At 40.9% G+C, this 15,340-nt stretch carries 11 protein-coding genes; 5 read left to right on the top strand and 6 right to left on the bottom strand.

Features of this window, described 5'->3' with window-relative positions:
- Positions 1 to 27 precede the first annotated feature (27 nt).
- Both AB6T38_RS02955 and AB6T38_RS02950 read right to left on the bottom strand, forming a co-directional pair.
- Positions 28 to 2,724: a TonB-dependent receptor plug domain-containing protein gene (locus AB6T38_RS02955; protein WP_372545869.1), complete on the bottom strand. Its 2,697-nt coding sequence runs from the start codon at positions 2,722 to 2,724 to the stop codon at positions 28 to 30.
- Positions 2,725 to 2,956: 232 nt separating this feature from the next.
- Entirely contained in the window at positions 2,957 to 3,403 is a 447-nt protein-coding gene (locus AB6T38_RS02950; protein WP_372545867.1) for a MaoC family dehydratase, read from the bottom strand.
- A 153-nt stretch (positions 3,404 to 3,556) separates the two neighbouring features.
- On the opposite strand from AB6T38_RS02950, the gene AB6T38_RS02945 reads away from it, so the two are divergent.
- The 3 genes from AB6T38_RS02945 (at position 3,557) to AB6T38_RS02935 (ending at position 5,892) form a co-directional block, all read left to right on the top strand.
- On the top strand, positions 3,557 to 4,459 hold the full coding sequence (locus AB6T38_RS02945; protein WP_372545865.1) for a LysR family transcriptional regulator: 903 nt from the start codon (positions 3,557 to 3,559) through the stop codon (positions 4,457 to 4,459).
- Positions 4,460 to 4,719: 260 nt separating this feature from the next.
- Positions 4,720 to 5,115 (top strand): DUF3718 domain-containing protein, encoded by a 396-nt coding sequence (locus tag AB6T38_RS02940; protein WP_372545864.1) that lies wholly within the window; start codon positions 4,720 to 4,722, stop codon positions 5,113 to 5,115.
- 381 nt (positions 5,116 to 5,496) lie between these two features.
- Positions 5,497 to 5,892, top strand: coding sequence for a DUF3718 domain-containing protein (locus AB6T38_RS02935; protein WP_372545862.1), 396 nt, complete (start codon positions 5,497 to 5,499; stop codon positions 5,890 to 5,892).
- A gap of 154 nt (positions 5,893 to 6,046) precedes the next feature.
- Here the strand turns inward: AB6T38_RS02935 and AB6T38_RS02930 are convergent, their stop codons facing one another.
- The 4 genes from AB6T38_RS02930 to AB6T38_RS02915 form a co-directional block, all read right to left on the bottom strand.
- Entirely contained in the window at positions 6,047 to 6,946 is a 900-nt protein-coding gene (locus AB6T38_RS02930) for an alpha/beta fold hydrolase (protein WP_372545861.1), read from the bottom strand.
- Between the two features lie 93 nt (positions 6,947 to 7,039).
- On the bottom strand, positions 7,040 to 8,839 hold the full coding sequence (locus AB6T38_RS02925; RefSeq protein WP_372545860.1) for an acyl-CoA dehydrogenase C-terminal domain-containing protein: 1,800 nt from the start codon (positions 8,837 to 8,839) through the stop codon (positions 7,040 to 7,042).
- A 24-nt stretch (positions 8,840 to 8,863) separates the two neighbouring features.
- The gene (locus AB6T38_RS02920) at positions 8,864 to 10,045 is read right to left on the bottom strand and encodes an acetyl-CoA C-acyltransferase (RefSeq protein WP_372545859.1); all 1,182 of its coding nucleotides are present in this window, start codon (positions 10,043 to 10,045) and stop codon (positions 8,864 to 8,866) included.
- Between the two features lie 61 nt (positions 10,046 to 10,106).
- On the bottom strand, positions 10,107 to 12,227 hold the full coding sequence (locus AB6T38_RS02915) for a 3-hydroxyacyl-CoA dehydrogenase NAD-binding domain-containing protein (protein WP_372545857.1): 2,121 nt from the start codon (positions 12,225 to 12,227) through the stop codon (positions 10,107 to 10,109).
- A gap of 372 nt (positions 12,228 to 12,599) precedes the next feature.
- Between AB6T38_RS02915 and AB6T38_RS02910 the strand changes: the two genes are divergently transcribed.
- Together AB6T38_RS02910 and AB6T38_RS02905 are read left to right on the top strand one after the other, a co-directional pair.
- The gene (locus AB6T38_RS02910) at positions 12,600 to 13,367 is read left to right on the top strand and encodes an SDR family NAD(P)-dependent oxidoreductase (protein ID WP_372545855.1); all 768 of its coding nucleotides are present in this window, start codon (positions 12,600 to 12,602) and stop codon (positions 13,365 to 13,367) included.
- Positions 13,368 to 13,547: 180 nt separating this feature from the next.
- Positions 13,548 to 15,194 (top strand): long-chain-fatty-acid--CoA ligase, encoded by a 1,647-nt coding sequence (locus AB6T38_RS02905; protein WP_372545853.1) that lies wholly within the window; start codon positions 13,548 to 13,550, stop codon positions 15,192 to 15,194.
- Positions 15,195 to 15,340 lie beyond the last annotated feature (146 nt).

The raw sequence follows: 15,340 nt of genomic DNA, 5'->3' as shown, positions 1-15,340 counted from the left end.
GGGATTGTGTATGGTCAATTATATAGCTTAGAACTCTACCGCCAATCTAGCGTATATTTGTCTACCACGTGGATCATGAACTTTCGAATCAAACCCACTGTTAGTGAACAATTGCGGAGGGTTTTCATCCATTAAGTTAATACCACCAATAGATAGTACATAGCTCATGTCAGTTTCAAGCATAGAGCCTAAGTCCAGGTTATATTGAGCATCAATAGTTACATGGCTATCTACTTCATAGTAACTATTGGTTGCACACTCACCGCCCGTTGCCAATGTACCATCGCTACAGTTTTGGTCATCATCATAACCACTGATGTAACGAACAAATACGTTAGCCGCATGAACACCCGCGCTCCAATGTAAACCAAGATTCATACGTAACTCTGGTGAAGACACTCCGATATTATTGAAGTTACGTCTGCCAGCCCCATCAATCATTCCTGCTTGAGGATCATCTAAATCATATTTAGTAATATATGTCGCATTAATCGATGGCGTAAAGGTTCCTGCATTATCTGTTTCAACTTTGTAACTGCCCACAATATCTAATCCAGAAGTTTCCAATGAACTCGCATTTACATAAGTATTGTTAACTTGTAACACTGGACCGGTTAATGGATCCCCCGCTCGCACTACACGATCAGGGTTGGTTGCATCAGAGTTTAAAACAGCTTGTGCATTTTCTTGAATAATAAGATTGTCAAACTCGAAGGTCCAATAATCCACTTCAATTGACAAGTCATCAATTGGTTCAAACGATATGCCTAGATTATATGCAGTGGATTCTTCTGGAGTAAGGTCTTCATTCCCTGATGTACGCACCGCTGCAAATGACTGAGCTTCTTGAACCGGATCAACCAATTGTTGTAGCGTTGTCACTCCACCATTTCTTAAAAATACTGTTGGCGCTCTAAAGGATGTTGAAATGGACCCTCTAACAGAAAATGTTTCACTTGCTCGGTAAGAGAATGCCAATTTAGGATCCAAGGTATCCCCAATAGTACCGCCGTAATCTTCATAACGTACCGCTATTTGAATATCAAGATCTTCAGTTACAGGTAACGCTAATTCACCGAACATTGCCCACACATCTAATGAACCGTCAAAATCGGGGTTACCAATTACAAACGTAAAACTGTCCTGGTTAGCAAGTGAATCATAATCTTGTGACAATTTTTCCTCTCTGTATTGCATTCCCAACGCTATCCCTACAGCTCCGCCATCCATTTCAAATGCCTCGAAAGATGCTAATCCCTCGAACACTTCTAAATCAGATTTTGAGTCAATAAGTTGTTCGCCGGTAAATGAATCAATCACATATTGTGAGTTTGGTGCAGTTGTATATGACGTTGCAAACGGATTAAAATATTCACAATCGCCTTCACCAGGTGTACCTGTCAATGGGTTACACTGACCTCCACCTAGACCATTTAATGCTAAGTTAAATTCAGTGTTTAACACATCTGGTACTTTAAATAAGAAGTCATTCACCGCTCGGGTATAACTGACTTCCCAGAAACCATTTTCTAGCTCTCCTTGCAACGCGGTATTAAATCGAAAGGTGTCTGACTCAGTTTGTGCTGCATCACCTTCAAAACCATTACCTTCGGCACGGCCGAAGAATGCCACTGGAGCACCAAAGGGGTTTTGCGGATGATCCGCTGGCACTAAGGGTGAAGTTAAAATTGGGAAGCTCGGCGCTCCTCCTCGCTCTGCTCGGTTTCTTGCATAACCAAATTCAGTTGTCCACATAATTTCGTCAGTTAACTGGTAGGTACCTTGGGCGTAAATATTCGTGCGAGATTCATCTGCTACGTATGAATAGTAAGGACCAAAATCGAAACCACAAAGACCAATTTCAAGACCGGGAATGGTGCCACTTGGAGCACGTATATCAGGATAACCGCCGAACTCTTCACAACCATAAGGGTCAATAATAGGTAAGGTCCCTACCCCTGGAATGGTTAAAAAGTACGAACCTGGATTACCCAAAGCACTGGTATCATCTTGAGGCCGACTTAAACGACGGTCGCTAATAAACAATGGTGAACGGTTTGTATAGCTAACCGCAGCCATAATATTGCCTTTGTCACCGTTAGCGCCCCATAAACCTTGAACTACGTATTCCTTATTATCGCCATGAGCTCCATCCTGGTAGTCAAAGCTCATCATAGCGCCTTCATAATTACGTTTAGTTATGAAGTTAACCACACCTGCTACCGCATCAGAGCCATAAAGTGCTGAAGCACCATCTTTGACCACTTCCATACGGTTTATGGCAATCATGGGTACCAATGAACTAGTATCAACGAAGTTTAGACCGTCATTTGTTGGTTGGGAGTTAACAACCTGGCGACGATTATTCAAAAGCACTAAGGTTGATGCAACCCCGAGTCCACGCAAGTTAATATTGGATGTGCCTGCAGTTGCATTTTGGGTAAACGCATCAGGATTGTTTTCCGTTCCTGAATTGATAGTTAGTGTTTGAGTAATGTCTGCAATATTTTTAGCACCGATTGCGTCTATTGCAACGCTATCGATGACGGCTAAAGGAGATGGTGATTCAAAATTTTCCGAGCGTCTAACAAAGCTACCCGTCACCATTATTAGTTCAACTTCTTCATTAGCCTGTTGCTCTTGCGCAACTGCCAAATTAGGCATCGCTAAAAATTGCGCAGAGACAATTGCCGCTAACGCGCTAATACGAGTCTTGATTTTCATTGAGTGTCCCCTAAATCAACGTGATCAGTAGTGGCCAAAGCAACATCCAAAAACAATGTTATTAAACCTATACTTTCACTTGATAATTTAATTTTTGTTTTGAGCTAGCAACTTCTCCCAGCCTCCGACAAATATTAGGGGCATATTCACCATATGTAAATTTACTGTTACTTATATGTAAACATTTCCTAAATATATGGCCCTACCAGTCACTTGGTAGGTAAATAAAATTCTATTGAATCAATAGCATTAAAAACTTACCAATCATGGCGGGCTTTTCTCTATTTTCAATTTCTACTTGCGTATTGAAGCGATAGAGAACCCCTGTAGATTTAGTTGTTTTGGAATCCAAGCTAACCTGATAGCGAATGCGATCATTTACTCTAACCGGCTCTAAGAAGCGCAAACTATCAACACCATAATTCAGTAACGTTTGCTTAGTTGGATTCAATTTAATTAGTTGATAAAACGCATTTGGCATTAACGCCGTTGACAATAATCCGTGGGCAATTGGCATTCCAAATGGGCTTTCTTTTTCACAACGTTCTTGGTCCACATGGATCCATTGATGATCTTTAGTTGCATCAGCAAATTGATTAATTATTTCTTGATCAATAGTAATCCAATCGGTGTGGCCCAATTCATCACCTTCCACTAAATTGATTAACGATTTTGACATGTATCACCCTTATTTATATACATTTATTAACAAATTCTTTAAATCTTACCAACACAAGCACTATTAATAAAATGAATGTTATGTATAATGTTCCATCATGATTTCTAATGGCTAACCTATATTAGGTAAGTGTAAATTAAACATAGGATCCACATGAATTTAAATCGAATTGACTTGAATTTATTTGCTGTTTTTGATGCAATTTATACCGCTGGCAGTCTTACCAAAGCAGCAGATGTATTATGTATCACCCAACCAGCAGTCAGTAACTCTCTTGCTAGATTAAGAGACATGCTAAATGATCCATTGTTCGTCCGTACAGGTCATAGCATGACACCAACGCCAGTGGCTCAAAATATTATAGGGCCCGCTCGCGACGCACTATCTTTATTGCGCAAAAGTGTACAAGACAGTCATACATTTATCCCTGAAACAGCGGAAAAAACTTTTCACTTTGCGACTCGAGATCTTTTTGAAGCTAGTCTCATGCCTCGACTTCTGGCCAATTTACAAACCCGAGCACCAAAAATCGCCATCACTAATTTTGAACTCTCAAGTAACGCTGTGGTTTCGGCAATGGCAAGTGGCAGCCTAGACTTTTTCGCTGACTCATCTACCTTTACAGACCCCCATTTGTGCAAACATCAATTTACTCAAGACAGGTTTGTGGTAATGGCTCGAAAAAACCACCCCGACCTTCGTAATGGCATAGATTTGGAAACATTTTTAAGGCTCGGTCAGGTTAATGTTTCCCATAGACGAAGCGATCCAGGTCCGATTGAATTGGCCTTAGACAAAATTGGCAAACGTCGTAAAATAGTTTTGCGTGGTCAGCATTTCCTAACCATTCCAAGTATCATAGTGAAAACTGATTTAATTGCTTGTATCCCCTACCATCTAGCAAAACATTACGATCTTTCTTTTTATGAAATGCCTTTTGATGTGCCACCTGTGGAACATTATTTGTACTGGCATGTAAGTGCGGATCATGACCATGCTCACATTTGGATGAGAGAACAAATTTTTGAAGTTGCACGTCAATTTAACCATCATTAAAATGCTATTTGAGCCATTTCAATTAGCGGGAATCCCTTTATTTAAAACTTTTTATTCCCCTATCGCGGGGGAATCAGGTTGTGCTTGTAGTTCAAACTAACCAGAGTGCAAAGAATTATGAAATTAGGGCTAACTTGCATCGTATCTAACTATATACCTTAGTATTAACTGTAAGGTTTTAAGTGTTTAAAAATTGGCGTTTAATTAAAAACGTCAAACACAGACGCAACTTATATGTTAATTTACAGAGGAATTTAACCATGTTGAAAATTGTTAAAGCTTCAATTGCCATCGCAGCCACTTCTTTACTTTTAACGGGCACCGCACAAGCCGATATTAACGATGCTTTGCAAAACATTTGCACCATCGTCAAAACTGATGATAAGAGTGAACTTCGTAAGAAAATGAAAAAAGTCCACTCTGACTATAAAATGAAATTAAAAGATTATTACTCCGGTGTAAGCTGTAACGGTAACAGCCTTATACGCACAGCTATGTTAAGCGACGCGGTTAATACTGGTACATTAATGGTTAAAAAAATGCCAAAGTCTAATTTAACCTCTCCTGAAAATGACGGAAAAACGCTACAGGCTTGGATAGCAGAGAATGGCCTAGATACTTCACCTATCTCAGCCGTTATTAAAGACCGTATCTAAGAAAGAATAAAGAACTGAATCAGTTCAACATGGTAGGTAGGCATGCAATGTCTACATCCTTGGAAAACAGCCTCTTTTGAGGCTGTTTTTCGTTGTTCAAAACAAGCGTTGCTTAAGTGTTAATTAGTTAAAGTCACTCCTGTATAATTGAGATGCAATTAACAAAAGTCATTTGAGTGGTCACCCAAACGTGGATTTTTGAATGATATAAAGTAATTTACATAGCAATATCATATGGATAGATTAAATCAGCCCCATTTAGGTATCACTTCAAATACCTTTGTATCAAGGTTAAGATTTTAAACTAAAGTCTAATACTGTTTAATTAAAACCGTCAAACACAGACGCAACTTATATGTTAATTTACAGAGGAATTTAACCATGTTGAAAATTGTTAAAACTTCAATTGCCATCGCAGCCACTTCTTTACTTTTAACGGGCACCGCACAAGCCGATATTAACGATGCGTTGCAAAACATTTGCACCATCGTCAAAACTGATGATAAGAGTGAACTTCGTAAGAAAATGAAAAAAGTCCACTCTGACTATAAAATGAAATTAAAAGATTATTACTCCGGTGTAACCTGTAACGGTAACAGCCTTATACGTACAGCTATGCTAAGCGACGCGGTTAAAACTGGTACGTTATTAGTTAAAAAAATGCCGAAGTCTAATTTAACCTCTCCTGAGAATGATGGTAAAACGCTACAAGCTTGGATAGCAGAGAATGGTCTGGATGCTTCGCCTATCTCAGCCGTTATCAAAGATCGTATATAAGAAAGAATAAAGAACTGGAACAGTTCAACATGGTAGGTAGGCATGCAATGTCTACATCCTCGGGAAACAGCCTCTTTTGAGGCTGTTTTTCGTTTTTATAGACTATAATATTGCTTATCAAACACTGGCAAAACTGCACAAAATCAGATCAACCTTAATCCAAAAAATGTTCAATTAGTTGATTTACTTGTTGCGGGTATTGATGGTGTAACCAATGATTAGCATTCTCAAAGGGAACCACTTTTAAATCCGCTACAAATTCATCTAACTCATTTAACACCTCAGGCACAAATGCTAAATCTCGGATACCCCACATCACTAAAGTAGGTACGTTAATTCTAATATTTGGGATCTTCATATTCTGTGTGTCAGTCACAGGGCCTGACCCGTGACCATTAGTATTAATCGGCGCTAATTGTGGCATAGCACGATAATAGTTCAACATAGCATCAAGAACCCCAGGGATTTGCCAACTGCTTTGGTATTCTGCGATTTCATCATCGCTCAATGCTGAATTGCCATCTTCATCTAAGAACATATCGGTTAAGAAGCGAAAGTTATCTTTTGCTACCGTTTCAGTTGCATCCTGAGCAATCAATTGATGTATGTAGGCACTTTTTTCCCGTTGCTGTTGATTGCATATCATTTCACGAGTAAATGTACTTGGGTGAGCTGCGTTTAAAATAATTAAGCGTGCAAATAAATCACCATGAAAGGCCACAAGCGGCCACGCAATTGCCCCGCCCCAATCATGCGCTATAAGTGAAACAGGCTGGCCTGACGACACAAAGCTGACAAATCGACTCATTACCTCAATTAAATTGGTAACTTCATAAAACTCAACGTCCTTTGGTTTTGATGATTGATTATAACCGGGTAAATCAGGTGCAATAACACGATAATGTTTTGAAAAATGCATTAATTGATAACGCCAAGTTTGCCAGTTTTCAGGAAAACCATGTAAAAAAATAAGGGTACCTTTTGGCGACTCACATTGAGACATCTCTATGTAGTGAATATAACATTCATCAATTTGAACCAGTTTACTTTGCATTCTCATATCCCATTATTGTAATGAACAGAACAAAAAAAGCGGATGATACTTCATCCGCTACTGATCGACTTACATTTCTGATGTCAGTTTATTTTAATCAATTAAGAAATAATCAACAGGCATACTCATCAAGTTTTCAGAGCCTGTTTCTATAGCCGATGCATGAGAACGAGTACGTGAAAGCAAACGCGCAAAATAGAAGTCAGCCGTTTGCAGTTTTGCTTCATAAAAAGCGACCTCAGAAGTGCCAGCATCTAGCTTTTCTTGTGCAACAACGGCCATTTTTAGCCATAGGTAGCCAACAATGATGTAGCCAGAGTACATTAGGTAGTCTACGGAAGCTGCGCCAACTTCATCTGGATTACTAGCTGAACGTTTAGCAATTTCCTGAGTCATTTGAGACCACTCATCAATGTGTGATTCAATTGCATTTGACCATGCGTTAAATTGAGACTTATCACGAACACTCAAGCAATACTCTTGAACTTCCTTAATAAAAACTGTTAACAGTTGGCCTTTAGAACCTAAAATTTTACGACCTAATAAATCAATAGCTTGAATACCAGTAGTGCCTTCATACATTGTACATATTCGTGTATCACGGGCTAGTTGCTCCATGCCCCACTCTTTAATGAACCCATGTCCGCCATAGACTTGCATACCATAACTAGTAGCTTCTTGGGCAGTTTCAGTTAAGAACGCTTTAACGATTGGGGTCAATAATGCCAATTTAGCTTCAGCAACTTGTTTGTCTGCTTCATCTTCACTGTATAGGGTAATATCTACCATTTGCATACAATAGATGGCTAACGCACGATTTCCTTCAGCGAAGGCTTTTTGAGTTAGCAGCATACGACGAACATCAGGATGTACAATAATTGGATCTGCGGGACCGTCTGGATTAACCGCGCCCTTTGTAGAACGGAACTGCAATCTGTCTTTAGCGTAAGCTAATGCACCTTGAAACGCGGCTTCTGTTCCAGCTAGACCTTCTAAACCGGTACCAATTCGAGCAGTGTTCATAAAGGTAAACATACAATTCAAACCACGGTTTGGTGGGCCAATTAAGTACCCCTTGGCATTATCAAAATTGATCACACAAGTGGCACTCGCTTTAATTCCCATCTTATGTTCAATTGAGCCACAATTAACATTATTACGATCAACAATTTCACTTTGCTCATTAACGTTAAATTTAGGTACAACAAACAATGAAATACCTTTGGTTCCTGCTGGTGCATCTGGCAAGCGAGCAAGTACGATATGCACGATATTTTCAGAGAAATCATGCTCCCCAGCAGAAATAAAAATTTTCGTTCCAGTTAGACTATAAGTACCGTCATCATTTGGAACCGCTTTGGTTTTCAACATACCTAAGTCGGAACCACAGTGTGATTCGGTCAAACACATAGTACCTGTCCAGCGACCTTCAATTAGCGGAGGCAAAAATGTTTGCTTTTGCTCATCGGTACCATGACTATTAATAGTGGCAATACACCCTTGGCTCAACCCTGGGTACATAGCCCAAGAATGGTTTGCACCTGAAGTCCATTCAGCAATCGCTGAAGCCAAAGAATAAGGTAACGCCTGACCACCAAATTCAACGGGGTGTGTCATTGACGGCCAGCCGCCTTCACAATACGTTTTGTATGCTTCTTTAAAACCTGGAGGTGTGGTGACGTTACCGTCTTCCCACTTACACCCTACTTCATCACCAATAGCATTGATCGGCGCTAACACGTTTTCAGTAAATTTAGCAGCTTCTGATGTAATAGCTTCAACCATTTCTGGATTGGCATCTTCAAAACCTAATTTTTCATAGTGTTTTTCAAAACCAAGCAGCTCGTTCATAACAAATAAGGTATCACGTACCGGAGATTTATAATTTTGCATAATTTTTACTACCTTATTATTCTATTAATATACTTCAAACAGACCAGCAGCACCCATGCCACCGCCAATACACATAGTACATACTACGTATTTAGCGCCTCTGCGCTTGCCTTCAATTAATGCGTGTCCAACCATACGCGCACCACTCATACCATAAGGGTGACCAATAGATACCGCACCGCCATTTACGTTAAGTAGCTCAGCTGGAATACCAAGAGTTTTCTGGCAATAAAGCACTTGTACAGCAAATGCTTCATTAAGCTCCCAAAGACCAATATCTTCCATTTTCAAACCATGCTGTTTAAGCAACTTAGGAATGGCAAAAACCGGACCTATGCCCATTTCATCTGGTTCACAGCCAGCTACAGCAATGCCTCTATACGCACCTAACGCATTAAGGTTCAATTGCTCAGCTAGTTTGCTGTCCATCATTACACTGGCTGAAGCACCATCAGATAGTTGACTAGCGTTACCGGCGGTAATACAGCCACCTTCGATAACAGGTTTAAGGTTATTCAAGCCTTCAAGAGTCGTCTCAGCACGGTTTCCTTCATCTTTAGTCAAAGTAACTTCTTGTAAGCTTTGCTCTTTGGTTTCTTTATTAATAACAACTTTGGTTGTGGTCACTGGCACTATTTCATCGTCAAATTTACCCGCTTGCTGTGCAGCAGCAGTCCGCATTTGACTTTGATAAGCGTATTCATCTTGTTCATCACGACTGATGCCATAACGGTTAGCAACCACTTCTGCAGTTTGCAACATGGGCATATAAATATCTTTGTGCTTGGCCACTAAAGCTTTATCGACCGCGCGATACATGTTCATTTTATCGTTTTGAACTAAGCTGATTGAATCCAATCCTCCCGCTACCATAACAGGCACATTATCGGTAATAATGTGTTTCGCTGCGGTGGCGATAGCATACATACCCGAACTACATTGACGGTCTAAGGTCATGCCACCAACAGTCACAGGTAGTCCGCCGGCAAGAGCACCTAAACGACCAATATTCATACCGCCAGAGCCTTGTGTTAAGGCACTACCTAAAATAACGTCATCCACGCTTGCTGGATCAATACCGGCTTTTTTAACCGCAGCGCTAATAGCGTGACCGGCTAAGCTTGGTGCTTCTAAATTATTAAAAGCACCGCGATACGCGCGGCCAATTGGAGTACGTGCTGTTGAAACAATTACTGCTTCTTTCATAATCTTTCCTTAAATTCTTGTTTTCTAAAAATCTTAAAAATACGTTTAATGTTGATAATGCTTACTTACGGAAGTCAGCGAATCGCTTACCTTGCTCTGCTAGTTGTTTTAATAAAGGCGCCGGTTCAAACCAAGCTTTTCCGTATTCACCAAACTCATCGCGGTATTTACACATGGCGGCGTACACTTTATCCAAACCAATTTCATCCGCGTAATGCATAGGGCCACCACGATGCACAGGGAACCCATATCCGTATACATAGATAACATCGATATCACTGGATTTAGCGGCAATGCCCTCTTCCAAAATGTAGGCACCTTCGTTGATAAGTGTGAAAATGCAGCGTTCTAAAATTTCTTGATCACTATGCTCACGCTGCTCAACGCCTAGACGCTCAGCTTCTTTTTTGGCAATCTCTGCTACTGCGGGATCTGAAATGGGTTTTCTATTGCCCTTCTCATAAAGGTAGGCACCTTTACCCACTTTTAAGCCTACTCGGCCATCTTCAACCAGACGATCGGCGACCACGGCATAAGTTGGATCATGAGCAATATGTTCTTGTCTAGATTGACGAATGAAATAACCAATATCCAAACCGGCCATATCACCCATAGTGAACGGTCCCATGGGTAAGCCAAAATCATAGATGACTTTATCCACGTGCTCCGGAGATGCGCCCTCTAGAAGCATTCTGTTAGACTCTCGACTATAAGGTTCGATCATACGGTTGCCCACAAAACCGAAACATACGCCAACTAACACACCCACTTTGCGAATTTTCTTGGCTAATTGCATGCTTGTTTTGATCACATCAGCAGAGGTCTTTTCACCTTTAACCACTTCCAACAACTTCATTACGTTGGCTGGACTGAAGAAATGTAGGCCAATGACATCTTCTGGACGTGAGGTACAATCAGCGATCTCATTTACATCCAGGGTAGAGGTATTGGAAGCTAAAATTGCACCTGGTTTACAAACGGCATCAAGTTGAGTGAAAACTTGCTTTTTCACATCCATTTTCTCAAATACCGCTTCGATAACTAAATCGACATTGGCTAAACCCGCGTATTCTGTTGTGCCTTGTAGCAATGCCATGCGGTCTTCAACATCTTGTTGGCTAAGCTTGCCTTTCTTCGCAGAGTTTTCGTAGTTACGACGAATAACACTTAAGCCTTTATCTAGGGCTTCTTGCTTAAGCTCTAGCATGACAACAGGGATACCAACGTTCGCAAAATTCATTGCAATGCCGCCACCCATGGTGCCTGCACCAATAATACCAACAGACTTAATTTCTCTGACTGGGGTAGATTTATCAAAATCGGAAACGTGCCCTGCTGCTCTTTCAGCGAAGAAGAAATGTTGTTGCGCACGAGCTTGAGGTGAATTCATGCACTCCATAAACAATTCGCCCTCTTTTTTGAGGCCCTCATCAAGAGGTAAGCGAACTGCAGCTTCAACAGCTTGAATACAGCGCTCCGGAGAGAAAAAACCACGGGCTTGCTTGGCAATTCCTTGACGATACTGCGCAAACAATTCTGCTGGCGCAGTCGCAGGATCAATCTCGATGTCTTTCACTCGTTTGATTGGACAACCATCGCTGATTAGCCCTTGGATGAATGCCAAACTATCAGTTAATAAGCTTTCAGGTTTTTCAACAATTAGGTCGAACACACCAGACACTGAAGAAGCTTTAACAGGCTTACCAGACACAATCATATCCAACGCTTTAGCTACACCGGCTAAACGTGGTAAACGCTGAGTACCACCAGCACCAGGTAAAATACCCAAATTCACTTCTGGCAAGCCAACTTTATTGGCAGCAAACGTAATTCGGTAATGGCAGGCTAAAGCAACCTCTAATCCGCCACCAAAGGCTGGACCATTTAATACTGCGATAATGGGTTTGTTGGCATTTTCAATTAACTCGAGAACTTCGGGTAAAGGAGGTTCAATATCTCCTGAAGAAAATTCACTGATGTCAGCGCCACCGGAAAATAAACCTAGCTGAGATGAAATAGCAATCGCTTTGATGTTTGAATCAACTAAGGCTTTTTTTATCTCGTCAATTAATCCTATTCGTACCGACTTCGACAATGCATTAACGGGTGGGTTTTGCATCATCACTAAGGCGACTTCACCTTGAATTTGACTTACTACAGCAGCAGATTGTTCAGCGCTCATAAAATCCTCTAATTTTAGATTATTCACTAATAGAACTAAGATACTAGGCCAGCCCAACTAATCATCCAAATTTATTGATTTTATAATTAGAAATAAATGAAATTGATACAGCCGATAGCAGTTGATTTTGCTGATTATCAGCCAAACTGCCGTTAAACGCTTACTTCATAGCTGTTGACTTTCGGTTTTGCATCTGATTTTCTAAGTACCTAGTTTTACATGCCATTAACACAAAGATATTTTTCAGCTTATCAAAAAGTGCTTAGATTTTAGCTGATTTTCTGCAACTGAAACCAATATTGTCGGGCGCGAAAAGGTGAAGCTGAAAGGTTGTTAATACGATTTAAATTGTTTTTAAAGAAGGTAAATGTTTTGGACTCACTTCTCAATTTTAGCGGCCAAGTGGCCATGATCACAGGAGCTGCCAGTGGATTTGGTCGTCTGCTGTCACAAGGATTAGCAGCCAGAGGCTGCAACTTAGTAATAAGCGATATAAATCGTGAGGAGCTAGACAAAACGGTTTCTTCTCTTCAGTTGGGTGAAAACCAAGTTATATCAATGCTTTGTGACGTCAGCAAAGAAGACCAAGTTAAGGCAATGGTAGATGCCGCCATGGAAAAATTTGCTAGGTTAGACATAGGTGTAAATAACGCTGGCATTGCCCATCCTTTAACGCCCCTGCATAAAATCGATCAAGGCATTATGGACAAGCAAATGGCGGTTAATGTAAATGGTGTTTTATATGGCATGAAGTACCAAATTGAGGCCATGTTAAAACAAGGATCTGGACATATTCTCAACCTAAGCTCAATGGCGGGAATCGGTGGTGCGCCCAAAGGTGCTGCTTACGCCGCAGCGAAACACGCAGTGGTTGGTTTAACCCGTACTGCCGCCGTGGAATATGCCAAAAAAGGGATCCGTGCTAATGCTATCTGCCCTTTTTATAGTCCAACTAATATTTTGGCAGTAGACGGTTTTGACTCTCCAGAAAGTCAACAACGTTTAGCTCAAGGATCACCCATGCGACGCTTAGGTGACCCTCAAGAAATAGTGAATACCATGATACTGATTTTATCGCCTGGCAACTCGTATATGAGCGGCCAAACCATCGCCATTGATGGAGCCGTTAGCGCCTGGTAAAGGGCGTTAGCGCTTGGTAAAACAACCAAAGTGCTGGCTTAGCTAACTGGCACTAAATAGAAGTCACAGAAAGACTAATGTGCTGATATTAAAGGTTATTTACAAACTGACACTGCACTCCAAAATAACCAATATCGCTATATCGAATGACAATTTATTTCCCTGAATAGGAGCCGATAAATGCAAGGACTAATGATGAAAACGCAATTGATGATATCGTCAATTTTGCGTCATGCTGAAAGAAACTTCCCCACCCGTGAAATCGTATCTGTCACCGCAGACAATCCAAGACATCGATATACCTATAAAGATTTTGCCAAACGTACCCGCCAATTAGCTAATGCATTGGAGTCTATGGGTGTCGAATTTGGCGATCGCATAGGTACCCTAGCTTGGAACGATTATCGTCACCTTGAATTATATTACGGAATTTCCGGAACAGGTATGGTCTGCCATATGATCAACCCAAAACTTTTTCCCGAACAAGTGAATTACATAATCAATCATGCAGAAGATAAAATTTTGTTCGTTGATGTGTTAGTGATGCCATTAGTGGAGTCGTTACAAAGTCACCTGAAAAGTGTTGAAAAGATTGTAGTATTGACCGATAAAGATCACATGCCGCAAACAACCTTGGACAATGTCATTTGCTACGAAGAACTCTTAACCCAATTTGATGATGACTACCAATGGCCTGAGTTCGATGAAAATAGTGCCGCAGGGATGTGTTATACCTCGGGTACAACAGGCAATCCAAAAGGTGTTGTTTACAGCCATCGCTCAACTATTTTACATGCCTATGCTGGTTCATTACCCGATACCACAAACGCGTCATGTAAAAGCGTTACCATGCCTATCGTACCTATGTTTCATGTTAATGCTTGGGGTATCCCTTATGCGGGAGTCATGGTTGGCAGTAAATTAGTTATGCCAGGACCTAAAATGGCGGATGGTGAAACTCTACAGTCATTGATTGAAAACGAAGGGGTTACCCTCAGCTCAGGTGTACCCACCATTTGGATGGCGTTATTGGAATACCTTGATAAAACCGGCAAAAAAGTCCCCACTTTAAGCGCCGTTACTTCCGGCGGAGCAGCTTGTCCTAGAGGCATCATTGAGCGCTTTAAAAACGACTATCAAACAGAAGTGAAACAGGGTTGGGGCATGACTGAGATGAGTCCTCTTGGCACTGTGTTTACGTTATCTCCAGGCATGGAAAACCTAACTGATGAAGAAGATACCGAATTAAGACTCAAACAGGGTAAAAGCGTATTTGGCGTCGAAATGAAAATTGTCGACAATGAAAACAACGAGTTACCTTGGGATGGTGTTGCTTTTGGTGCGTTAAAAGTCAAAGGGCCGTGGATTGCAACAGGTTACTACGGTATGTCACAAACTCCTGGAGATGCTGATTGCCCAGTAGATACAGATGGTTGGATGAATACTGGCGATGTTGCCACAATAGATCCACAAGGCTATTTACAAATTACCGACCGTACCAAAGACGTGATTAAATCGGGGGGAGAATGGATAAGCTCAATCGACATCGAAAACGCTGCAGCCAGCCACCCACAAATAGCCGAAGCAGCAGCAATTGGACGTTATCATCCGAAGTGGACAGAACGCCCCTTGTTAGTCGTAGTGCTAGCTGAAAATGCCGATTTAAGCCGTGAGGATGTGATTGAATACTTAAAAGACAGAATGCATAAATGGTCACTGCCAGAAGATGTTGTTTTTGCTAAAGAACTTCCTCATACAGCAACCGGAAAACTGAATAAATTAGCATTACGGGATACCTTTAAAGACTACCAATTCCCCACTAAATAATGCAATCAATGATATATCATAAAGTGCTAAGCGCTTTATGATATATCCCCCCTCATGTATTACTCCCTATACCCGTGTATCAATCCCTCTATATCTTTGTCCAACTACATTAATTTAAAGTTAACCCCTAAAATTTTTATTAGTAA

The organism is Aliiglaciecola sp. SL4, assembly GCF_041538045.1.
Taxonomy (GTDB): domain Bacteria; phylum Pseudomonadota; class Gammaproteobacteria; order Enterobacterales; family Alteromonadaceae; genus Aliiglaciecola.
Note: the sequence above shows the minus strand (reverse complement) of the source record. Positions and strands in the feature narration are given on the sequence as shown.